The organism is Pacificibacter sp. AS14 (assembly GCF_038899935.1).
GTDB lineage: Bacteria > Pseudomonadota > Alphaproteobacteria > Rhodobacterales > Rhodobacteraceae > Celeribacter.
This window is the reverse complement of record NZ_JBBMQI010000003.1, coordinates 103,063-125,228: the sequence shown is the minus strand read 5'-3', so window position 1 is coordinate 125,228 and position 22,166 is coordinate 103,063. Positions and strand designations below refer to the sequence as shown.

Sequence of the window (22,166 nt, the reverse complement as noted above, 5' to 3'; positions counted from 1 at the left end):
GGCCTTGCAGTCTTGGGAAACAGCTTTAGTTTTGCCAAAGTGACAAAAACGTCCAAATAAGGAGCTCTCGTGTCCCTCTTTTTCATCGTTGCTTTGCCCTTCTTTGGCGCGCTTTTGCCCGGCCTCATGAATTCCGCTGGCCGCTCGGCTTGTGCTGGCGTCACATTTACGGTCTCGTTGCTTGCCTTCATCGGCCTTATGAGCAATCTTCCCACGGTCCTTGCGGGCGGCGTGGTTATGGTCGGCATCGATTGGATGCCTGTGCTCGGCTTGAACTTCACCTTGATGCTGGACGGATTGGGCTTTTTCTTCGCAACGTTGATTTTGGGCATCGGCCTTTTGATCATCGCCTATGCGCGCAATTACCTAAGCCGTGACGACAATATGGGTGAGTTTTTCACCTATCTGTTGTTGTTCCAAGGTGCGATGGTCGGGATTGTCTTAAGTGACAACATACTGCTTTTGCTTGTGTTCTGGGAAATCACATCGCTATCGTCTTTCTTGTTGATCGGATACTGGAAGCATCTTCCAGCCGGGCGCCAGGGTGCCAGGATGGCATTGACCGTTACCGGCTTGGGCGGTTTGGCGATGATCGGTGGCATGCTGATTTTGGGCCAAATCGTTGGCAGCTATGACCTCAGCGTGATTTTGCAAAACCGCGATTTGATCCAAGCTGATCCGCTGTATGTGACGGCATTGATCTTGATTTTACTGGGGTGTTTCACAAAATCTGCGCAGTTCCCGTTCCATTTCTGGCTGCCGCACGCGATGTCTGCTCCGACACCTGTGTCGGCCTATCTTCACTCTGCCACGATGGTGAAAGCGGGTATTTTCTTGATGGCGCGCATGTGGCCTGTCCTGTCTGGCACGCCCGAATGGTTTGTGATCGTCACCTCTGCTGGCTTGATCACTATGGTGCTCGGCGCGGTGATTGCTTTGTTCAAACATGACCTGAAAGCGCTTTTGGCCTTTTCAACGGTCAGCCACCTTGGCCTTATCACGATGCTTTTGGGCACGGGCACGGCGTTCGGCGCTATGGCCGCTGTGTTTCACATCTTGAACCACGCCACGTTCAAAGCCGCTTTGTTTATGTCCGCTGGGATCATCGACCATGAAGCACACACCCGCGATATCCGTCGCTTGGGGGGCTTGCGCAAATTGATGCCTGTGACCTTTATGATCGCATCTTTGGCGGCGTTATCGATGGCGGGTATTCCGCTGCTCAATGGCTTCCTGTCCAAAGAAATGATGCTAGAGGAAGCCCATCACACGGTGCTGTTTGGATCGCATTGGTTGGTGCCTGTTCTGGCCACCTTCGGCTCCATTTTTTCAGCCGCCTATTGTTTCCGTCTAATCGGGCATGTGTTCTTTGGCCCCGTGCGCGACGATTACCCTGCCAAGCCACATGATCCAAAATCCGGCTTGTGGATGCCGCCGGCGATTTTGGCGGTGTTGGTTGTGGTCATTGGTGTTGCGCCGTTTGTAGCAGAACCTTTCGTCAAACTCGTGACCGCATCTGTACTGGGCGGCGCAGCCGATTTGCCAAGCGCGCATTTCAAAATTTGGCACGGTTTGGTGCCTGCCTTGTTTATGTCCATCATCGCTGTTGTGGGCGGTTTGGTGATGCTTGCGATCTTTAATCCTGCGCTGCGCCTTTGGGATCGTACGCCGCGCCCAGAAGCCAAACCGATCTTTGAAGCCATTGTTGAAGCCGTCACCCAGCTGGCGCGCATGTTGATTTTGCCACTGCACAATGGTGCGTTCTCACGTTTTGCCGCCATCGGCGCGATCACAATCATCGCTGCTGGCTTTCATGCTTGGACAACAGGCACGCTGGGCGCGCCAACCCGCGAGGCCCAAGCGGCCAGCCCTGTCGTGATCGCCGGCTGGGTAATGCTTGTCGCAGCCACGGGCGGGTTGGTTTTGATGCACCGCAATCGCCTGTTGTCGCTGATCCTGATTGGCATCGTGGGCTTGATGGTGTCTATCGGTTTCGTGTTCTTCAGTGCGCCGGATTTGGCGATGACGCAGTTCACTGTTGAAGTTGTCACCATCATCTTGCTGCTTTTGGCGCTGAACTTTTTGCCGAAATTCACACCTGTCGAAAGCTCAGTTTTGCGCCGTGTTCGTGACGCAGGTGTGGCGATTGCAGGTGGTTTGGCCACGTTCGGATTGGCCTATTACTACATGTTGCGCACGTCTGTTGCGACACCGATTTCAGAATTTCACTTGGCGAATTCCTACAAAGGTGGCGGCGGCACCAATGTGGTCAACGTGATCTTGGTCGACTTCCGTGGCTTTGATACTTACGGCGAAATCATTGTGCTTGGGATCGCAGCCTTGCTGATTTACGCGCTGACAGAAACCTTGCTTGGAGGACCTGTGCGTGCACGTCTTTTAAACCGCAAACCCGATCAAAAACGTGCAGGCGACATGCATCCGATGATGATGGTCGTTGTGACGCGTGTGATTATGCCTTTGGTTATGCTGGTCGGCTTCTATATCTTCTTACGCGGTCACAATGAGCCCGGAGGGGGCTTTATCGCGGGGCTGATCGTGTCGATCGCAGTCGTTATGCAGTACATGGCCAGTGGTTTTGCATGGACCTCTTCGCGGTTGAAATACCCTTATCACGGCGTGATTGGCGCAGGCGTTTTGATTGCTGGCTTCACCGGCATCGGATCTTGGTTTGTCGGCAAACCGTTTTTGACCTCGGCTTTCACTTACGTACGTATTCCGCCGTTCCATAAATTTGAATTGGCGACTGCGGCCTTGTTCGATCTGGGCGTGTTCTTGGCGGTGGTCGGCGCTGTGATGCTATCGCTGGAAAGCTTCTCGCGTTTGGCCAAGCGGGCCAATATGGAAGACAGCGAATACCCAATGGATATTGATCCTTCAAGAGACGATCCTGCCCCCGCCACAAGCGGTCAAGCAAAGGAGGAGGTGTAATATGGAGTTTCTCGTTGCATCAGCCATCGGCATTTTGACAGCTGGCGGTATTTACCTCACGCTGCGCCTGCGTACGTTTCCTGTGATCATGGGGATTTCCTTGCTCACCTATGCGGTGAATGTGTTTATCTTTGCCTCCGGTCGTTTGACGGTTGGCGCGCCGCCGATCCTAAGTGACGGCGTGACGACGTACACCGATCCATTGCCGCAGGCTTTGGTGCTGACCGCTATTGTGATTTCATTTGGTATGACGGCTGTTGTTGTGATGATTGGTTTGGGGGCCTTTTTGGGGTCCGATGACGATCACGTGGATGATCAGCCTGAAGCATCGAATTCTAAAGCGGAGGGACAGTCATGACCCATTGGTTGATTACACCCATCGTTTTGCCCGCGCTGTTGGCGCCCTTTATTGTCTTGGCTGCGCGCTATCATATTGGTATTCAGCGTAGTTTTTCTGTCGCGGGCGTTTTGGCATTGATTGCAATTGCTCTGGGGCTTTGCATACAGGCCTCTGACGGGACGATTTTGCTGTACCAACTCAGCGATTGGGCCGCACCCTTTGGTATCGTTTTGGTCGGCGATCGCCTGTCGACGATGATGGTTTTACTGACTGCGGTCTTGGCTCTGTTTGTGCTGCTCTATGCGATTGGGTCTGGTTGGGACAATCGCGGGCGGCATTTCCATGCGCTGTTCCAGTTCCAATTGATGGGCATCATGGGCGCGTTTTTGACGGGTGACTTGTTCAACCTGTTTGTGTTTTTCGAAGTTTTGTTGATCGCATCTTACGGGTTGATGATCCACGGAGGCGGCACGCCGCGATTGCGCGCGGGCGTGCAATATGTGCTGTTCAATTTGATTGGGTCGACGCTGTTCTTGTTCGCGCTGGCATCCATCTACGCGGAGACAGGCACCTTGAATATGGCCGATTTGGCCAATCGTGTGGCGATGATTGGTGCGGCTGACACCGTGGGTATTCGTGTCGCGGCTGTGCTGTTGTTGCTTGTGTTTGCGATCAAAGCTGCCGTTGTGCCGCTGCACTTTTGGTTGCCGTCGAGCTATGCCGAGGCACCTGCACCCGTGGCCGCTTTGTTCGCGATTATGACCAAAGTTGGTGCTTATGCGATCATTCGGGTTTATACGATGATCTTTCCGCCAGACCTATCGGTGACAGCCGGGCTGCATGATGTGTGGTTGATGCCTGCAGCGTTGATTTCTGTCGTGGTCGGTATGGTTGGTGTTTTGGCGACGAAGAAACTGGATCGCTTGGTCGCCTTCGCGGTTATCGGATCGATGGGCATGGTCATGGTGTCGATCTCATTGTTCACGCCTGAAGGGATCGCAGCCGCGCTTTACTATACCATTCATTCAACCTTGGCAGCGGCGGCTTTGTTCTTGATTGTTGATCTGGTGCGCACAGGGCGGGCCAATCTTGATCTGACGTCGCAACCACCTGTGGTAGGCAATGCTTTAACTGCTGGAATGTTCTTTGCAGGGGCGATTGCTATGGCGGGCTTGCCGCCTTTGTCGGGCTTTCTTGGCAAGCTCTTGGTGCTGAATGCGTCCTATGAGTCTGGCCTTGTGATCTGGATTTGGGCCGTCGTATTGGGATCAAGCCTGATCGGTATCGTCGGATTTGTTCGTGCGGGTAGCATTGTGTTTTGGAAGGCTCAAGGCGAAGCTCAGACTGGCGCGCCATCAGAGTTCGAACGCCCAGCGGCTCTGTCTTATATTGCTGTCGGCGGCTTGCTATCGCTTTTGATCGCGCTGTCCGTCTTTGCGGGACAGGTACATGGGTATACGACAACGATGGCCGCTCAGCTTTTTGCGCCTCAGCCTTACATGTCCAAGGTTTTGGACACCGAAGGTAAGCTGAGCAAGCCAGTAGCCGATGATCATTCAAGCACGCAAGAGGAGGGGCACTGATATGGTTCGCGCGTTTAGATGGCTGATGCCGCATCCTTTTTTGACACTTCTTTTGACCATTGTTTGGGTGATTTTGCAAAATGAGTTCTCTGCTGGGATGGCCGTTTTTGGTGTCATACTAGGTATTCTTATTCCGTGGGGGACATCAATTTGGTGGCCTGATACGCCGAAAAGTCTGCGGTTGTTCAAGCTTTGCGGCTACAGTTGTATGGTCGTTTGGGATATTATTGTTGCCAACATTCAAGTGGCTTGGGTCGTTTTGTCCGTGCCCAACTCCAAACTGAAACCAGCTTGGATTGTCGTGCCGCTTGAATTGAAACAACCCGAAGCCATCACGCTTTTGGCGGGAACGATCACTTTGACACCGGGCACAGTCTCTGCGGATCTGTCGGACGAAGGGCACAACCTGTTAGTGCATGTGCTGCACACAGATGACCCAGACGCCGTGCGCGACGACATCATGACCCGTTACCAAGATCGATTGAAGGAGATCTTCTCATGACGACAGCTTCAACGGTTATGGACATCGCGTTGATCATCGCTTTTGTCGCTCTTGCGCTTGGGCAAATCTTGTCGATGGTGCGACTGGTTCTGGGACCGACACCGGGAGACCGCATTCTAGCGCTGGACACGATGGTGGTGAACGCGCTGGGTCTTGTGGTGGTCTTGGGCATCCAACAAGGAACGCAGATCTTTTTTGAAGTGGCGCTGTTGATCGCCATGCTTGGGTTTGTGTCCACCGTCGCCTTGGCCCGTTTCATCTTGCGCGGAGACATCATCGAATGACTTTTGAGATTATCGGAACTTATCTTGCGGCGCTGTCTTTGCTGATCGGCTCAGGCTTTATCATTATCGGCGTTATCGGGCTTTTGAAATTCAACGATCCTATGACTCGGCTTCATGCGCCCACGAAAGTGGGAACCATTGGTATCGGAATGTTGCTGTTAGCCTCGACCCTTCATTCGTTTGCTATGGGCGAAGGCTCAGTCCATGAGCTGCTTATTATGGCGTTTCTCTTTGTCACAGCGCCGATTTCTGCCAATTTTATCGCCAAAGTGAACATCCACCGTGGTGTTTGTGAGACGCCGCCTGTGCCACCGAACGATGACACATGGGCAACGCTTGAAACACCTGAAGAAAGTCAAGAAATCTAAAGTGCGGCAAAGCCGCAAGTGCGGTTTGAACCTTTGCGGGACAGAATCTAATTGTTAGGGGCCGTTTTGAAAAGGCTTAGGAGCTTAGCAGATACGCCCATTTGGTATCTTATTGATTGTCGCGAGCGTTCTGGTGCCTCTTTTTGCTTTCGTCCCATTTGCTTTCGTCTCATTGGTGCAGATGCGTCCTAATTCCGATCATTGGGCAGTACTTTGGTGTTTCCGCATTGATTGTCATGGCGTTTGGGCGAGTTTGGCATGAACGGCATCTTGGTTTTGGTCGGTCTCTCCTTGGCATTGTTCATCCCCTATCACTGGTGGAAGCTGACGCATAAGTTCATTGGCGGATTTTTCGTGCTAAGCGCGGTGCATTTTATGTTGATCATCAAACCCTTTGCGTTGAGCGACCCCATTGGGCTTTATGTGACGGCCTTTTGTGTTCTTGGGATGGTAAGTTATGTCATAACGCTTTTGCCGAGGCCAACGCAGCACACCTTAATGCTTTGGTTGATCGCGTTGCGGCGATTGAAAATGTCAGTTTGCATCTTCAGGACACTACGAGTGGTGATCGTTTGACATCCGCTGCGATTGCCGTGACTGCATCCGGGCCTTTAAATAAATCAAAGGTGTTTTTCTGCGGCCCTATAGCTTTGCGCAGTAACTTGTCTCACGAGTTGAAATCTCTTGGGGTGCCGAACAGGTGCTTTCACTATGAAGAATTCGAAATCCGATCTGACATTTGGCTACTTGAACGCACCTGTCAGAAAATGGATTGCGCAATTCGGTTTTTGAAATGCTCGGCCAGATTTCAAATCACTCTTGAATGATCGCGCTGACCCATTCTTTGATAAACGTGTCGCGTTTCAGGACATCCAGGTAGGTCAAAAGTGCTGGCCCTAGGCCAATTGTAGATTGCCTGATTTCATCTTGTTCCGAGATCAACGGCGGCAATGGAAACACATCGCGATCCACAGTGCCGGACTGCAAAGCAATCACATGACGTAGGAAATCGCGGGCTTGCTCTGGGTGCTTTGTGGTGCGCGAAACAAACATTGTGCGCATCATTGTTGTCGGGAAATCAGATGGCAAAATGATCTGCAATGCGTCGCTTGTTTCTGGACGCGCGTCTGCATATCCACCCAGAACATTATAGGCCACAGCGATGGTGCCGTCAGCCAAATCGTCGATCATATCGACCGAACAGCAATAAAGCTTGGTCTCAAGGCCTCCCATGACCTCCATCAAACGCCAATAGGTCTCGGAAATACGTGCGTCCTGCGTGGCAAATAAATAACCAAGCCCGGAGCTGCGCACATCGTAGGTGCCAATGCGTCCGCGAAAAATATCGGGCCGTGCTCTGAGCGCCAAAATAAGATCTTGCCGCGTTTGTGGCACACGCCGCCCTTCAAAGGCCTTGCGATTGATGACAATGGCGGCGGGTTCCGTTGTGAAGGCAAACAGGCTTTGACGCCATTCGGCCCATTCCGGTTGGGACAGCCCTGTCACTTTCTGAGCAAACCCATCATTGGTCAGCTTGAGTTGCAGATCCATCGCGCTGGAAATCACCACATCATAGGCATCAGCGTTTTGGCGAAACTCAGCATTCAAAAGCGCGGTGCTGGTCACCAAATACTCAACTGATGTGTCTGGATTTTCGGTCAAAAAGCTTTCAATAATAGGCGCAAAAAAAGACGTGTCGGTGCTTGATATCACCCGCAGAACGCGCTTGGGAGCCTCGCTGACAAACACATTCTGTTCTTCCCAACCTTGAGCCTTAGACACGAGTGGTGTCGCTGCAAACAGCACAGCTATGACATAGAAAAAGTAACGCATGCGCCCCCCTTTGTTAGATTGGTCAGATGGAGTGCCCCACCGTGCGCGGTCGCGACGTCTTGGGCTATGGTAAGCCCTAAACCCGATCCGATGATGCCCATTGCATTGTCACCGCGCGTGAAACGATCTGTCAGCTGCGAAATTTGATCGACGGGGAACCCTGGCCCTTGGTCGGATATGACAACGCAGGCTGTTGGTGCCGCGCGCACAAAAATCGAAATGACGCTTTCGCTGGGAGAGTATTTCAACGCGTTATCGATGACATTGCGCACAGCGTTTTGTAGTAAAATAGGATCACCGGAAACCTTGACGCTATCGTCACATTGCAAATCAAAGCCTACGTCTTTCATTTCAGCAATGGGCGTAAGGCCGCGTACCAAATCTGTCACTAGGTCCGCAAAGTCGATATCCTGTCTGTCCAAATGGTCGGCGCGAAAGGTGATCATTGCGTGATCCAACAATTGCCCAGCCGCGCGTGAACTTTCGTCAATCGCGCGCACCATAGAGCGCAACGCTTGACGGTTTTCTTCCTTACTGACGCGTTGCAACGTGGCCTCGGCATAGGATCGCACAGTGGCCAACGGCGTGCGCACCCGATGGGCGGCCTCGGCGATAAAATCCTCAGAACGCTGCAAAGATTGATCAAGGCGGTCCATCAGCGTGTTCAAAGAGGCCACCAAAGGCACCATTTCGGCAGGCACTGGTTTGCTTACAGGTGTAAGGTCTTGCGGCCCGCGGCGCGTAATAGATGTGGTGAGGCGTGTAAGCTGATCAATGGTTTTCGATGTCGCCCAAAATGACAAAAGGGCTGCAAGAACAAAAAAACCTACGCCAAATAGTGCCACGTTGCGCGAAATCCGGTTGAGCGTCACGGACAGGGCGTCTTGTGTTTGCGCAACCGTCACAAAAACTTGTGTGCGCAGGTTTTCCCCAACCAAAACGCGACTGGCGCGCGTGAGGCGCACGGTGGCTCCGCGAAATTTGGTGGTGACAAAGGTTTGCTGCGCTCCGTTTTGCAAAAAGGGTTGCGGCAACAGCTCATAACCCGACAACAACCTGTCATCGCGGTAAATTGCATAGAAAACGCGGTCATCAGACGGCGTGTTCAAAATGGAAAAGGCAGAGTAGGGAAAGTCCACCTCAACACTGCCATTGCGGATCACCGCAGCATCTAAAATCGAAGTTGCGGAGGCGCCTAGGATACTGTCTTGGCCTTTTTGTGCAATCTGAGCTGCATAGGCGCGCACAACGAAAAATAGTAAGATCGCCAAAATGGCTGCGCCACCGATCAAGGTGATCGCAAGCCGATTGCGCAATGACCCCGATACGCGGACTGAATTACTCATGCTCGAGCCGATACCCGAGGCCGCGCAGCGTTGTTATGCTCAAACTTGATCCTTTCAAATGCTTGCGCAAGCGACCGATATAGACCTCGACCGCGTTTTCTGACACGTCGTCGTCATATGAAAACAACCGATCCACAAGCTTTTGTTTGGCAAAAATTTGACCCGGCGCATTGATCAAAAGTTCCAACAAACGCAGCTCACGATTGCGTAATTGTAAGGCAGTGCCATCGACCACAAGCGTGCCCGCAACGGGATCAAATTCGACATTTCCGACGCGCAAAACGGTTTGCGACACACCGCCTCTGCGACGCAAAACAGCACGCACGCGGGCCTCAAGTTCAGCGTGATCAAAAGGCTTTGTGACATAGTCGTCGGCTCCCAAATCAAGGATACTGATTCTATCTGAAACCTGCGACCTGGCGGTCAAAACGATGACAGGTGTGTCCTTTTTCCCTTCGCGATGGTGCTTAAGAAAGTCCCTGCCGTCTCCGTCAGGCAACATAATATCCAGCAAGATAAGATCGTAATCTTCTGTCGCGGAAAAAGCACGCGCATCTCGAATTGTCGCTGCATGATCAATGACATGCCCGTCAAATCCCATACGCGAACAAATCGCGTGGGCCAGTTGGATATTGTCTTCGATTAAGAGAAATTTCATAGGAAGCGTTTACTTTTTAGGGGCACGACAGGTTTGTGTCAGGTTGCCGTGATTATTTTATCCAACTGAGCCGCTTAGCGGTCGGTTGTCAAATGGGAGGAAACTATGATGACTTTGAAACTGGGCCGCCGCGCCCTTATGCTTGGTGCTGCCGCAGCCCTAAGCTTAGCAACATCCGCATTCGCTGACACAAAAGTTGACAGCATTCACTTTTTGATTCCTGGCGGCGCCGGCGGCGGCTGGGATGGTACAGCTCGTGGCACAGGCGAAGCTTTGACCAAATCCGGTTTGGTTGGCACAGCCTCTTACGAAAACATGTCTGGTGGTGGTGGTGGCAAAGCCATCGGTTACCTGATCGAGAACGCTGCCAGCAATGAAGGCACGTTGATGGTCAACTCGACACCAATCATCATTCGCTCGCTGACTGGTGTGTTCCCACAAAACTTCCGTGATCTCACATTGGTTGCAGGCACAATCGGCGATTACGCTGCGATCGTTGTTGGCAAAGATAGCCCAATCAACTCAATGGCGGATCTCTTGGCAGCTTACGATGCCGACCCATCCAGCACTGCAATCGGTGGCGGTTCTGTGCCCGGTGGCATGGATCACCTCGTGGCAGCTATGGCGATGGAAGCGGCAGGGAAAGACGCTCTTGGCGTGAAGTACATTCCATACGACGCGGGCGGCAAAGCTATGGCAGCCCTTTTGTCTGGTGAGATTGCAGCTTTGTCCACGGGCTTCTCAGAAGCTGTTGATCTGGCCGCTGCTGGCGAAATTAAAATCATCGGTGTGACGGCGCCGGATCGTGTCGCCGCTGCGCCAGATGCTATGACAATGATCGAGCAAGGCATCGACACAACATTCGTCAACTGGCGTGGGCTCTTTGGCGCACCTGGCTTGTCAGACGAAAAAATCGCAGCCTACCAAGAAGTGATCGCAGACATGTACGACACCCCCGAGTGGGAAGAAGTCCGCGCTCGCAACGGTTGGGTCAACATTCACAACTCTGGCGATGACTTCAAAATGTTCTTGGAAAACCAAGAGCAGGTCATCGGCGATTTGATGAAAAAGCTCGGCTTTCTCTAAAAACGCTTAACTGAACGTCGGCAGAGCGGGTATCTGCTCTGCCGATTTTTGCTATTGATGGGGGATGGACACAATGGCCTTAGATCGTTGGATCGCTTTAATTTTGGTGGGGATTTGCCTCGCTTACGGATACACCGCGTGGTTCACAATGGACGCCGGTCTCGCACCTTTCATGCAACGCAACCCAATATGGCCCAGCACTTTTCCTAAAATTCTGTCCATCCTTGGCTTGGTCGCGTCCTGTGTCATTTTATTCAACCTTGAGAAATCCGAGGACGAAGTCGGTGACATCGATTACCGCCGTTTGCACGAGTACAAACTCGGTCAAGCCCTGCTGCTGTTGGCCTTGATGGTTGTTTACGCGCTGACCCTGCGCCCTTTGGGTTTCATTGGGTCTACCGTCGGCTTTTTGGCCATCGGCGCGTTTATTTTAGGCGAACGTAAATATCACATCATGCTGATCGTCGCTTTCATCGCGGCCTTTGCCGTTTGGTATTTGGTGTCACAGGTCTTGGGCATCTACATGCGTCCACTGCCAGGCTTTTGGGGAGGTTGATATGCTAGAGGGACTTCTGATTGGCCTACATACGGCCCTGTCATTTCAAAATATTTTACTGGTCATCGGCGGTTGCTTGATCGGGACATTCATCGGGATGTTGCCAGGTCTTGGCCCCATGTCGATCATTTCGATCATGATTCCCGTCGCGATCTCTATGGGCGACCCTTCGGGCGCGCTGATCTTGCTGGCTGGGGTTTACTACGGTGCGATTTTTGGCGGATCGACATCGTCGATTTTGCTCAACGCGCCGGGGGTTGCAGGCACAGTGGCCAGCGCCTTTGACGGCTATCCGATGGCGCAACAGGGCAAGGCAGGCAAAGCGCTGACCATTGCTGCGATCTCAAGCTTTGCTGGTGGCACAATCGGCGCGATCTTGTTGATGATCTTCGCACCAGCGTTGTCATCTGTCGCACTTTTGTTCCACTCCTCTGAATACTTTGCGTTGATGGTCGTTGGCTTGTCTGCCATCGCGGCCTTCGCTGGCACTGGCCAAGTGTCCAAAGCGATGGTGATGACTATTTTGGGTCTGATTATGGCGACCGTGGGCGAGGGCGCTTTGTTTAACATGCCACGCTTCACTATGGGCATTATGGATCTGCAATCTGGCTTTGGTTTCGTCACCTTGGCGATGGCGATGTTTGCTTTGCCTGAGGCGATGTTCTTGGTGCTTAAGCCTAAGATTATGAATGGTGATGGCGGCGAAATCAAAGATATGCGCATCAGTCGCGCTGAAGCGCGTGCCATTGCACCAGTCATCGGACGTCAGTCTTTGCAAGGCTTCTTTATCGGGGTTCTTCCCGGTGCTGGGGCAACGATTGCCAGTTTCCTAGGCTACGCAGTGGAGCGCAACATTGCCACCAAAGAAGAACAAGCAGAGTTCGGCAAAGGCTCCATCAAAGGCTTGGCCGCACCAGAAACTGCAAACAACGCGGCCTGTACTGGGTCTTTCGTACCTTTGTTGACGCTTGGCATTCCGGGGTCTGGCACAACGGCCATTTTGCTCGGCGCTTTGATCGCTTTGAACGTGACCCCAGGCCCGCGTTTGATGATCGATGAACCGCAAGTGTTCTGGGCTGTGATCATGTCGATGTTCGTCGGCAATCTCGTGCTGTTGATCTTGAACTTGCCGTTAATCCCTTACATTGCGAAAGTGCTGTCAGTCCCACGCAACTATTTGATCCCGTTCATCTTGTTCTTTACATTGATGGGCGCATACATCGGGCAAAACAACGCGACAGAGCTGTTGATGCTTGTGGGCTTTGGGGTCTGTGCAACGGCCCTGCGCTTTGCCAACTATCCGCTGGCGCCACTTTTGATCGGCTTTATCTTGGGCGGTATGATGGAAGACAACTTTGCACGCTCTATGCAGTTGTATGACGGTGTGGCGTTCATCTGGGAACGCCCCATGACAGCCGGTCTGCTGGCGATTGCCTTGATCTTGGTTGTCTTGCCAAGCTACCGCGCACAGCGCGCACGGGCCAAAGCCAGAGGTGTGGCTGACGGCGATTGATCGCTTTACGTAAGTGATAAAATTTTGAAGCCGCGCCGTGTCAGATCGACATCGGGGCGGCTTCGTTTTTGTATTGGGGCGCCGTCATTTCAAATAATGTTGCTATGCAGACGCGCGCGTTAAAATTTCAAAGCCAAGATCATGGATTGATTTGGTCGGCTGCCCTGTCAATCTGTCGAGCAAAGAACTGGCCGCAAGATGACCCAATTGTAAGCGATCTACGGCGACAGTGGTGAGGGCAGGGTCGATATCTCGGGCGAAATCTTGATCGCCGAAACCAACCACTGCGACGTCTTGGGGAACCTTAAGCCCGCGCGTGCGTAGCTCGATTATAGCCCCATGAGCTGATAGGTCAGAGCTGCAAAACACAGCGCCTGATTGGAAGCCGTATTGATCAATGAGATGCGCCATAGCTTCGCGGCCTGCTCCGATACTGGCAATTCCGCCTGTGTTCGCGTCTGGCACTGTGGTTCTTGAAAACGTGCTAAACCGTTCGGCAAATGCAGACTGCCTGCGCAATGCGCGTTCATCATCGGCGGTAATCGTTGCAGCAAAAGAGTGACCTTTGGCGTTGAGGTACTCCGCCACGGCACGCCCTGCAGCGCTGTGGTTGAAGCCAACGCAGATGTCGATTGGGATGTCCGTGATATCCCAAATTTCAACAACAGGAATGCCTGCACCTTGCAACTGCTTGCGGGCTTTGTCGCTATGGCGGACACCGGTCAAAAGCATTGCATCGGGCCTGCGTGAGAGATGCGTCGCGATCAATGCGTCTTCGTTGGCGGGGTCGAAGCCAGTTTCTGACATCAATACCTGATAGCCGTTTTGTCGTAGGTGTTCTGAAAACGTAGCCATGAAAGAGGTGTAGACGACGTTTGTCAAAGATGGGATCAGCGCGGACACGAGTTTGGACCGCTTTGATGCCAATGCCCCAGCCACAGCGTTTGGGACAAATCCTGTTGCAGCGATGGCGTCTTGGATGCTGTGCAAAGTTTTTTTTGAGACTTTGTCTGGATGTGACAACGCCCGCGACACGGTCACTTGTGTCACGCCGGCAAGGCGTCCCACGTCGGCCATGGTGACGCGGTTTGTGTCGGGTTTCTTGAAGTTCTTATCTGCCATTTTGTGATCATTAGGCATTCGGCGTTACGCCGCAAGGGGTATCTGATTACGTTGACAATCGAAAATGTATGCGCATACATTGCGCAGTAACTTGTCGTCTGTGCTGCAAATACGACGATGTATTTAAAGGATAATGTGCAATGAATGCGGTATTGGTTGGTTTGGGCATGGTGGCCGAGACCCATCTGCGCGCAGTCGCCGGTGCTGGCATCAATCTTGCAGGGGTGATGGCGCAAAGCGCCACCAAGGCAAAAGCCTTCGCTGAGGCCGCGGCCGATACGCTTGGGTATATGCCGCGCGTTTATGTAAGTGCGGATGAAATTGTGGCTGACGCAGGTGTCGATTTTGTTATCTTGTGCACGCCCCCCAATGCACGACTTGAGTTGGTGAAAACCTTTGCAGGCGCTGGCAAACACATCTTAATGGAAAAACCCATTGAACGAGATGCCGTGGCCGCCGAAGCCATTGTCGAGATATGCGAGGTCCAAGGCGTGACCTTGGGCGTGGTCTTGCAGCATCGTATGCGCGAGGCGTCACAACAGCTTGCCAAGCTTTTGAACGAAGACGCTTTTGGCGCGGTTGCTTTGGCCGAAATTTCCGTCCCTTGGTGGCGCGATCAATCTTATTACAATGAGCCGGGGCGTGGCACTTATGCGCGCGATGGTGGTGGCGTTCTCATTTCACAGGCTATTCACACCCTTGATCTGGCGCTCTCATTGCTTGGGCCTGTGGCCACTGTGACAGCATCAGCCCATACGACTGCGTTGCACGCGATGGAATCCGAAGACTTTGTGCAGGCCAGTCTTGTCTTCGCTTCCGGTGCCATCGGCTCGGTGACCTGTAGCACCGCGAGTTTTCCGGGCAGGGCTGAAACCATCACCTTGCACTGCGCTAAGGCCAGCGCCATCCTTGAGACTGGTCGGCTGATTGTGCATTGGCGCGACGGCAAGGTTCAAAAACTCGGTACGGAAAATGCCACAGGCGGCGGGGCTGATCCGATGGCCTTCACCCATGATTGGCATCAAGCTATTCTTACAGATTTCATCGCAGCGTTGCATGAAGGGCGTGCTCCGGTGGCACCTGGGCGAGAGGCCTTGAATGTGCAACAGCTCATCGATGCTATGATTTTGTCGTCACGCAACGATAGCACAATCTCACTGTCGAAAGACCGTTAGTATGACAAATTCTTCGAGCTTTACGGCGTCTGATCTGTCCGCGTCAGTAACTCAATTTTAGACCTAGGAGCGTTTATGAAAACCCGAGTGTGCTGCCTTCATGAGGCAAAAGATCTGCGTATCGAGACCCGCGATATTGTCGCGCCAAAAGCGGGTGAGGTGCGTGTGGCGCTTGGTGCTGGTGGAATTTGCGGATCGGATCTGCATTACTATCAGCACGGTGGTTTTGGAACCATTCGCGTGAAAGAACCTATCATTTTGGGGCACGAGGCGGCTGGTTTTGTCGAGGAACTAGGCGAAGGCGTCACGGGGCTTAAAGTGGGCGACATGGTTGCGCTGAACCCTAGTATCAATTGCGGCACATGTGAATATTGTACGCAAGGTCTAGAGATGCATTGCACCGATATGATCTTTAGCGGATCCGCTATGCGCTCGCCGCATGTTCAAGGGATGTACCGCGATAAAATCACCCTTGCCGCGGCGCAATGTGTGCCCGTGACAGGCGATGTGTCCGTGGCTGAGGCCGCGTGTTCTGAACCTTTGGCCGTCTGTATGCATGCGCACAGTCTTGTGGGTGATTTGCAGGACAAGCGGGTTTTGGTCATGGGGGCAGGGCCGATTGGCGTGCTCTGTACGGCTTTGGCCAAAGCGGCTGGGGCCTTTGAAATTGTGGTAGCTGATTTGCAAGATGTGCCTTTGAACGTTGCCTCTGAGATGGGTGCCACAACCACCATCAACGTCATGAATAATACCACAACGATGGCTGAATATGCTCAAGGCAAAGGGTACTTCGATGCATGCTTTGAATGTACTGGTGCTGCGCCTGCGCTGGTCTCAGCTTTGGGGGCTTTGCGTCCGCGCGGCGTCATCGTGCAGGTCGGCATGGGCGGCGATACGGCCATTCCGCTTGGGGTTTTAGTGGCCAAGGAGCTAACCCATCGTGGCACCTTCCGGTTCTACAATGAGTTCCAGCAAGCGGTGACTGCCATCTCAACGCGCAGCATCGATGTACGCCCTATGATCACGGCGCAAATGCCGTTGGACAAAGCTGTTGAAGCCTTTGAATTGGCGGGGGATCGCACCCAAGCCGTCAAAGTGCATTTGATGTTCAACACGGATTCTGCGACGTAACTTTTAGCTGTTTTAACGACGTTTATACAAAACGGGGGCTCCAAAAGTGCCCCCGTTTCAATGTGTTACAATACTTGGGGTCAAAGAGTAACAGGTTTGCCTGTCTTGAACGATTCCGTGGCTGCATCTGCCAAAAGCTGTGCTTTCAAACCATCTGTGATGCTCGGCGTCACTGGCGTGCCGCGGGTCACAGCATCGACAAAAGACTGCATCTCAGACAGATAGGCGGTCTCGTAACGCTCTAGAAAAAAGTTAAGCGTGGGCGCACGGCGAAAGCCCGCTTCCGTTGCAACTTCTACAGTGTTTTCAAGCAGATTTTCCGCACGCAACATGCCTTTAGAACCATGAACTTCAAGGCGTTGATCATAGCCATAGCTGGCACGGCGCGAGTTGGATATTTGACAGATTTTGCCGCTTGCCGTGGTTAAAGTCACCGCAGCTGTGTCGACATCGCCTGCCGCACCAATCGCAGGGTCCACCAAGGCAGAACCGACAGCAAAGATTTGCACAGGTTCTTCCCCAAGTAAAAAACGCGCCATATCGAAATCATGGATCATCATGTCGCGAAAGATACCGCCAGAGCTTTCAATATAACTGATGGGCGGAGCTGCGGGGTCGCGCGATAGGATCGTCACGATCTCAACATCACCAACCTCGCCAGCCGTGATGCGCGCTTGGACGTTGGCAAAGTTTGGATCAAACCGACGATTGAACGCGGTCATGAAGGCGACATCGTTGCTCTCAACAACTTTGACACAATCGCGAATGCGGTCCGCGGACATATCAATCGGCTTTTCGCAAAAGATTGCTTTGCCCGCCTTTGCTGCCGCGTGAATCAAATCGTAATGCGTGTCCGTTGGCGTGCAGATGATGATCGCGTCGACGTCGTCGCTGGCGATGATAGCGTCAACGTCGCGCACATCCGCGCCCGTGGTTGCCGCCAGTGCCGCAGCCGAGGCAGGAAAGGCATCGGCAACGGCCACGATTGTTGCGTCAGGCATGCGCATCAGGGATCGTGCATGCACTTGCCCGATACGGCCGCAGCCCAAAATTCCAATGTTGAGCATTGCGTTATCCTTTGTTGGCAGGACCAAAGGCCCGCAGAACGTTGCGTGTGGCCTCGACCAATGGATCGTGGGTTTCTTTCAAAATGGTGACGCGGTCAAAGCGTGACGGATCGGCATTCACGGCTGCGCGCAAGGCTGCACCAAAGGCCATCCGCAACTCGGTGCCGATGTTGAATTTGCAAATTTTCGAAGTGGTTGCAAGCTCGGTGCGCTGTGCCACAGGCACGCCAGATCCGCCATGGATCACAAGCGGAACACTTGTCACCGCCTCAATCGCGCGAATGCGCTGCATGTCTAAACCACCCTCTTTGTCTTGTTGCAAATGCACGTTGCCGACAGAAATCGCCATTGCATCGACGCCTGACTCAGCCGCGAACTTGGCCGCTTCTTCAGGATCAGTGCCTGCGGAGTTCTCGCCATCGGCGTAACCAACAAAGCCAATCTCGCCTTCGCAAGAAATGCCAGCCTTATGCGCCATTTCAGCGATCTGAGCGGTTTCATCGATGTTTTGGTTCAAAGGCTTACGCGACCCATCATACATCAAGGACGTGAAGCCTGAATCCAGAGCCTCTTGGCATTCCTCAAAAGTATAGCCGTGATCAAGGTGTGCGACGACAGGCACGCTTGCATTTTCAGCCAGATGACGAAACATTTTGCCCAAGATCGGCAAAGGCGTATGGGCGCGACAGGATGGGCCAGCCTGTAAAATCACAGGACAGCCCTCTGCCTCTGCTGCGGCCACATAGGCGCGCATATCTTCCCAACCAAGCGTGACCAAACCAGCCACTGCATAGTTTCCTGTGAGAGCAGGCTGAAGGGCCTGTGCGAGTGTGACCAGCGTCATTTAAATTTCGCCACCATGTCTTTGATCCCAGGGATCGTTTCAATTTGGTATGCATGTGTCGGCTGAAAGAACTGCACCAAGCTGCGCTGCGACAAGCCGCCCAAAATGGTGAAATAGTACATCTCGTAACCCGGCATCGCGACGCAAGGGTGGTAACCACTGCGCAGCAAAATCGTAGACCTGTCCATCAGCTGGTAAGCATCGCCCGGCTTGCCTTCTTCGTGCTGAATGATCTGCACGCCTGAACCGTGGTTTGGACGGAAGCGGAAGTTGTAGGTCTCGTCGTGACGTGTCTCGATGATGTTGCCATCGGCGTCTTTGCGGTCCGTGTCATGCTTATGCGCAGGGAAACCGGACCAGCCGCCTTCGCCAACCGTGAACAGCTCAGACACCAGCAAACGGCCGACTTTGTCGTGATGCGCTTGACCCAAGATGTGTTTGATCTTGCGGTGGGTTTTGGTGTCGTCTGAGCCGTATTGCACTTTGTCCAATTGGGCCACGCGCACATCAAAAGGCTCAAGCACTTTATCGAAGCGCGCGCCTGCGATGAATGTCTCGGTGTCGGTGGTTGCCACGAAAGTCACTTTGGCTCCCACTGGCACGTAAACGCCCTCTGGTTCGCCGTCCCAAACATCCAATGTACGGTTGCCGATGGCCTTGTATTCAACGCCTTCAACACTCACGTCGATGGTGCCAGTGGCAGGCACGATGCAGGTTTCGTATCCCGGCACCTGATATTCAAAGGCTTCGCCTGCTTTAAGCTTGACGATATTCAGATAGTTGAGCGGGACTGTGGCGTCATTCGCGTCAACAATGGGAATGTTCTTATTGTCGTGTGGGGCAATATGCATTTGAATTCCTTAGGTAACATGGGTTGGGCCAGAGTGGTTGGCCAGAAAGTTTTCGAGATCTGCGGGGAAAGGCATCGCAGGGGCGCAACCGGGTTTTGCCACTACGATTGCCGCACAGGCAGAGCCTCGCAGCACGGCGTCTTTGAGCGGATAGCCATCGGCGATAGAGGCCAAAAGCCCCGCCATAAAACTGTCGCCAGCGCCCGTGGGTTTGAGAGCTGTGACAGGAAAAATACCTGTGCGAATTTCCGCGCCATCGGCAAAAGTGACTGCGCCATGTTCGCCCATTTTGTAGACAACAATGGTCGCAGTTGAGGCCGCAAGGGCGCGGGCCTTGTCCATGCCTTTGTCGATGCCGCCCGCCATAAAGCCGAACTCTTCGTCGTTGCCAATGATGACATCTGAGAGCGCGCCAGCTTTTGACAGAACCTCTTCCGCGACCTGTGCAGAGGGCCAGCTGTAAGGGCGGTAATCGACATCAAAAATGATTGGGATGCCTGCTTCGCGTGCCAATTCAAAGGCACGAAAAGTGGCCGAACGGGATGGTTCAGCCGCAAAAACAGTGCCAGCTGTGACCAAAGCGCCGTAAGAGGCGTAATCTACGGCTTCGACATCTTCGATGGTCATTTCAAAATCAGCGGCTGAATTGCGGTAGATCACTGATTGGTGGTCTTCGATGCGGCTTTCATAGAGCGCTAAAGAGTTGCGAAACTCGCCGCCAATAGGCTTCACATGCGCGCGCCCAACGCCGTAGTGGTCCAGTTTATTGGTGCAAAACCGCCCCACCGCGTCGTCTGAGACGCGCGTGACAAGAGAGGCCTTGCCGCCAAGTTTCACAACGCCCGCCGCGATATTGGCGGATGATCCGCCCATATCTGCGGTGAATTGATCCGCAGTTTCGGTCGCGCCATCAGGGCCCGTGAACAGGTCCATACCCACGCGACCGACGACGACGAAGTTGTTCTTTTTGATGCCTGCAAGAACGTCCATTACACACCCTTTCGTTGTTTGGCGCGTGAGGCTTCGGTCTCGAAATGCTTTTCGGCGACCTTTTTATGCGTGGTGATGTGCGGCGTGCCCACTTCCCACCATGTGTGGCCTTCCGTGGTCCAGCCCTCATAGGCGTCGACTTTCATGACGATGACGCTCGTCTTGTCTGACGCTTGTGCGCGTTTAAAGGCTTCGCCAAATTCATGCGGGTTTGCCACGGTTTCGGCATTGGCGCCCATGGATTTCGCGTGGGCTTCAAAATCGACCGCGAAGGGCGCTTTGATTGTTGGGCAATCTTCCAACAGGTTGTTGAAGCTCTCGTTGCCTGTGTTGTTTTGCAGCTTATTGATGACGGCAAAGCCACCATTATCGAGCACACAGATGATCAGTTTGTGACCAGACAACACAGACGAATACACATCCGAGTTCATCAACATATAAGACCCATCGCCAGTGAACACGATGGTGTCGCGGTCTGGTTCGCGTTCATGTTGCGCGATACGTGCGCCCCAACCGCCTGCGATCTCGTAACCCATGCAAGAGAAGCCAAATTCCACATCCACAGTCCCGATGTCTTTGGTTTGCCAATGTGCTGTGACTTCTGCGGGCAGGCCGCCAGCGGCCGCAACAACACGGTCACGTGGATCGCATAGATCGTTAACTACGCGAATGGTTTGAGCATAGGAATTCGGCCCATTTCCGACGGTTGTGACCTTGTCTGTATAAGCGACCCATTTGACACGCTCTTCTTTTGCAAAGGCGGTCCACGTGGATGGTGATACATAGTCACCAAGAGCTGACGACAGTGCGGGCAGGCTGAGTTTCGCGTCCCCTACAACAGGTACAGACATGTGTTTCATCGCATCGTGGCGCCCAACATTGACGCCGATTATTTTGGCATTTTGCGCAAAAGCCGTCCAAGACCCCGTGGTGAAATCTTGCAAACGGGTGCCGACCGCGACGATCACGTCCGCTTTTTCAGCGATGGAATTGGCGCTGTTCGATCCCGTTACACCCACTGGCCCGATGTTAAGCGCATGGTCTTGTACCAAATTGGCGCGACCTGCGATGGTTTCCACCACGGGGATGTTATGCGTTTCGGCAAAAGCAGTGAGTTCCGCCACAGCGCCAGAATACTGCACACCGCCGCCAGCAATAATCATCGGGCGTTCCGCTTTGGACAGCACAGCAATTGCATCCGCAACATCTGCCACGTCAGGGGCTTGCCTGCGCATACGGTGCACGCGCTTCTCGAAAAAGCTTTCGGGGTAATCATAAGTCCAACCTTGGACGTCTTGTGGCAAACCAATAAAGGCAGGTCCACAATCCGTTGGGTCCATCATCGTTGCCAGTGCTGCTGGCAAAGATTGCAAGATCTGTGCCGGATGTGTGATTCGATCCCAGAATCGTGTGACGGCTTTGAACGCGTCATTCACGCCTATAGTGGGATTGTTGAAGTGCTCAAGCTGTTGCAAAACAGGGTCGGGCAGGCGGGTGATGAAGGCGTCCCCACACAGCAACAATATCGGCAAACGGTTGGCGTGGGCCAATCCCGCTGAGGTCAAAAGATTCGTTGTGCCGGGGCCAGCACTTGCGGTGCAAAGCATAAATCGCTGACGCAACCATTGCTTGGCATAGGCTGCGGCTGCAAAGCCCATGCCTTGTTCGTTTTGGCCGCGATACAGGGGCAGAGTGTCGCGCACATCATAGAGCGCTTCGCCCAAACAGGTCACATTGCCATGGCCAAAAATGCCAAAGCCGCCGCCGCACACGCGCATCTCTTGACCGTCAATTTCGATGAATTGATTGTCGAGATATTTGATGATCGCCTGCGCTGTTGTCAGGTGTATTGTTTTGTTTGTCATGTGCTTAATTGTTCCTCACGCTTATCGATTTTGCGATTGTTGCTTGCGCGCTTTCGAATCCGAAGATACTAATTTTGCAACCGGTTGCAAATAGAATTTGAAA

Annotated in this window: 21 protein-coding genes; 12 read left to right on the top strand and 9 right to left on the bottom strand. The window is 53.1% G+C overall.

Annotated elements, in window-relative coordinates; translation table 11 throughout:
* The first annotated feature begins 69 nt into the window (after window positions 1–69).
* The 7 genes from WNY38_RS04825 (at window position 70) to WNY38_RS04795 (ending at window position 6,602) form a co-directional block, all read left to right on the top strand.
* Window positions 70–2,949, top strand: coding sequence for a monovalent cation/H+ antiporter subunit A (locus tag WNY38_RS04825; protein ID WP_342856203.1), 2,880 nt, complete (start codon window positions 70–72; stop codon window positions 2,947–2,949).
* Between the two features lies 1 nt (window position 2,950).
* Window positions 2,951–3,307, top strand: coding sequence for a Na+/H+ antiporter subunit C (locus WNY38_RS04820; RefSeq protein ID WP_342856202.1), 357 nt, complete (start codon window positions 2,951–2,953; stop codon window positions 3,305–3,307).
* Window positions 3,304–4,872 carry a monovalent cation/H+ antiporter subunit D gene (locus WNY38_RS04815; RefSeq protein ID WP_342856201.1) on the top strand — a complete coding sequence of 523 codons (1,569 nt, stop codon included), beginning with the start codon at window positions 3,304–3,306 and terminating at the stop codon, window positions 4,870–4,872. Before WNY38_RS04820 ends, WNY38_RS04815 begins: the two co-directional genes overlap by 4 nt.
* A gap of 1 nt (window position 4,873) precedes the next feature.
* Entirely contained in the window at window positions 4,874–5,374 is a 501-nt protein-coding gene (locus WNY38_RS04810; protein ID WP_342856200.1) for a Na+/H+ antiporter subunit E, read from the top strand.
* The gene (locus tag WNY38_RS04805) at window positions 5,371–5,658 is read left to right on the top strand and encodes a K+/H+ antiporter subunit F (RefSeq protein WP_342856199.1); all 288 of its coding nucleotides are present in this window, start codon (window positions 5,371–5,373) and stop codon (window positions 5,656–5,658) included. The genes WNY38_RS04810 and WNY38_RS04805 overlap by 4 nt, the downstream gene beginning before the upstream one ends.
* A complete protein-coding gene (mnhG, locus tag WNY38_RS04800; RefSeq protein ID WP_342856198.1) occupies window positions 5,655–6,026 on the top strand; it encodes a monovalent cation/H(+) antiporter subunit G in 372 nt (123 codons plus the stop codon). The genes WNY38_RS04805 and mnhG overlap by 4 nt, the downstream gene beginning before the upstream one ends.
* Before the next feature lie 258 nt (window positions 6,027–6,284).
* Entirely contained in the window at window positions 6,285–6,602 is a 318-nt protein-coding gene (locus WNY38_RS04795) for a hypothetical protein (RefSeq protein ID WP_342856197.1), read from the top strand.
* Window positions 6,603–6,839: 237 nt separating this feature from the next.
* Here the strand turns inward: WNY38_RS04795 and WNY38_RS04790 are convergent, their stop codons facing one another.
* Genes WNY38_RS04790 through WNY38_RS04780 form a run of 3 tightly spaced genes read right to left on the bottom strand, consistent with a single transcriptional unit; the run spans window position 6,840 to window position 9,863 of the window.
* Window positions 6,840–7,859 carry an ABC transporter substrate-binding protein gene (locus tag WNY38_RS04790; protein ID WP_342856196.1) on the bottom strand — a complete coding sequence of 340 codons (1,020 nt, stop codon included), beginning with the start codon at window positions 7,857–7,859 and terminating at the stop codon, window positions 6,840–6,842.
* On the bottom strand, window positions 7,835–9,205 hold the full coding sequence (locus WNY38_RS04785) for a sensor histidine kinase (RefSeq protein WP_342856195.1): 1,371 nt from the start codon (window positions 9,203–9,205) through the stop codon (window positions 7,835–7,837). The genes WNY38_RS04790 and WNY38_RS04785 overlap by 25 nt, the downstream gene beginning before the upstream one ends.
* On the bottom strand, window positions 9,198–9,863 hold the full coding sequence (locus tag WNY38_RS04780; RefSeq protein WP_342856194.1) for a response regulator transcription factor: 666 nt from the start codon (window positions 9,861–9,863) through the stop codon (window positions 9,198–9,200). Before WNY38_RS04780 ends, WNY38_RS04785 begins: the two co-directional genes overlap by 8 nt.
* Window positions 9,864–9,968: 105 nt before the next feature.
* Here WNY38_RS04780 and WNY38_RS04775 point away from each other — a divergent pair, with 105 nt between their 5' ends.
* The 3 genes from WNY38_RS04775 (at window position 9,969) to WNY38_RS04765 (ending at window position 13,018) form a co-directional block, all read left to right on the top strand.
* Window positions 9,969–10,949 (top strand): tripartite tricarboxylate transporter substrate-binding protein, encoded by a 981-nt coding sequence (locus WNY38_RS04775; RefSeq protein WP_342856193.1) that lies wholly within the window; start codon window positions 9,969–9,971, stop codon window positions 10,947–10,949.
* Between the two features lie 73 nt (window positions 10,950–11,022).
* Window positions 11,023–11,505: a tripartite tricarboxylate transporter TctB family protein gene (locus WNY38_RS04770; RefSeq protein WP_342856192.1), complete on the top strand. Its 483-nt coding sequence runs from the start codon at window positions 11,023–11,025 to the stop codon at window positions 11,503–11,505.
* A 1-nt stretch (window position 11,506) separates the two neighbouring features.
* The gene (locus WNY38_RS04765) at window positions 11,507–13,018 is read left to right on the top strand and encodes a tripartite tricarboxylate transporter permease (protein ID WP_342856191.1); all 1,512 of its coding nucleotides are present in this window, start codon (window positions 11,507–11,509) and stop codon (window positions 13,016–13,018) included.
* A 102-nt stretch (window positions 13,019–13,120) separates the two neighbouring features.
* On the opposite strand, the gene WNY38_RS04760 is transcribed toward WNY38_RS04765, so the two are convergent.
* A complete protein-coding gene (locus tag WNY38_RS04760; protein WP_342856190.1) occupies window positions 13,121–14,140 on the bottom strand; it encodes a LacI family DNA-binding transcriptional regulator in 1,020 nt (339 codons plus the stop codon).
* Window positions 14,141–14,280: 140 nt separating this feature from the next.
* On the opposite strand from WNY38_RS04760, the gene WNY38_RS04755 reads away from it, so the two are divergent.
* Window positions 14,281–15,315, top strand: a complete 1,035-nt coding sequence (locus WNY38_RS04755) for a Gfo/Idh/MocA family oxidoreductase (RefSeq protein ID WP_342856189.1) — start codon at window positions 14,281–14,283, stop codon at window positions 15,313–15,315.
* A gap of 75 nt (window positions 15,316–15,390) precedes the next feature.
* Window positions 15,391–16,446: an L-idonate 5-dehydrogenase gene (locus WNY38_RS04750; RefSeq protein ID WP_342856188.1), complete on the top strand. Its 1,056-nt coding sequence runs from the start codon at window positions 15,391–15,393 to the stop codon at window positions 16,444–16,446.
* Window positions 16,447–16,526: 80 nt separating this feature from the next.
* On the opposite strand, the gene iolG is transcribed toward WNY38_RS04750, so the two are convergent.
* From iolG to iolD, 5 genes are read right to left on the bottom strand one after another with little or no spacing between them, the layout of a single operon-like run.
* Window positions 16,527–17,513: an inositol 2-dehydrogenase gene (iolG, locus tag WNY38_RS04745; protein ID WP_342856187.1), complete on the bottom strand. Its 987-nt coding sequence runs from the start codon at window positions 17,511–17,513 to the stop codon at window positions 16,527–16,529.
* Window positions 17,514–17,517: 4 nt separating this feature from the next.
* A complete protein-coding gene (locus WNY38_RS04740; RefSeq protein WP_342856186.1) occupies window positions 17,518–18,357 on the bottom strand; it encodes a class II fructose-bisphosphate aldolase in 840 nt (279 codons plus the stop codon).
* The gene (locus WNY38_RS04735; RefSeq protein ID WP_342856185.1) at window positions 18,354–19,208 is read right to left on the bottom strand and encodes a 5-deoxy-glucuronate isomerase; all 855 of its coding nucleotides are present in this window, start codon (window positions 19,206–19,208) and stop codon (window positions 18,354–18,356) included. The genes WNY38_RS04740 and WNY38_RS04735 overlap by 4 nt, the downstream gene beginning before the upstream one ends.
* Window positions 19,209–19,217: 9 nt before the next feature.
* Complete coding sequence (iolC, locus tag WNY38_RS04730; protein WP_342856184.1) at window positions 19,218–20,198, bottom strand: 5-dehydro-2-deoxygluconokinase; 981 nt, start codon at window positions 20,196–20,198, stop codon at window positions 19,218–19,220.
* Window positions 20,198–22,063: a 3D-(3,5/4)-trihydroxycyclohexane-1,2-dione acylhydrolase (decyclizing) gene (gene iolD, locus WNY38_RS04725; protein ID WP_342856183.1), complete on the bottom strand. Its 1,866-nt coding sequence runs from the start codon at window positions 22,061–22,063 to the stop codon at window positions 20,198–20,200. Before iolD ends, iolC begins: the two co-directional genes overlap by 1 nt.
* Window positions 22,064–22,166 lie beyond the last annotated feature (103 nt).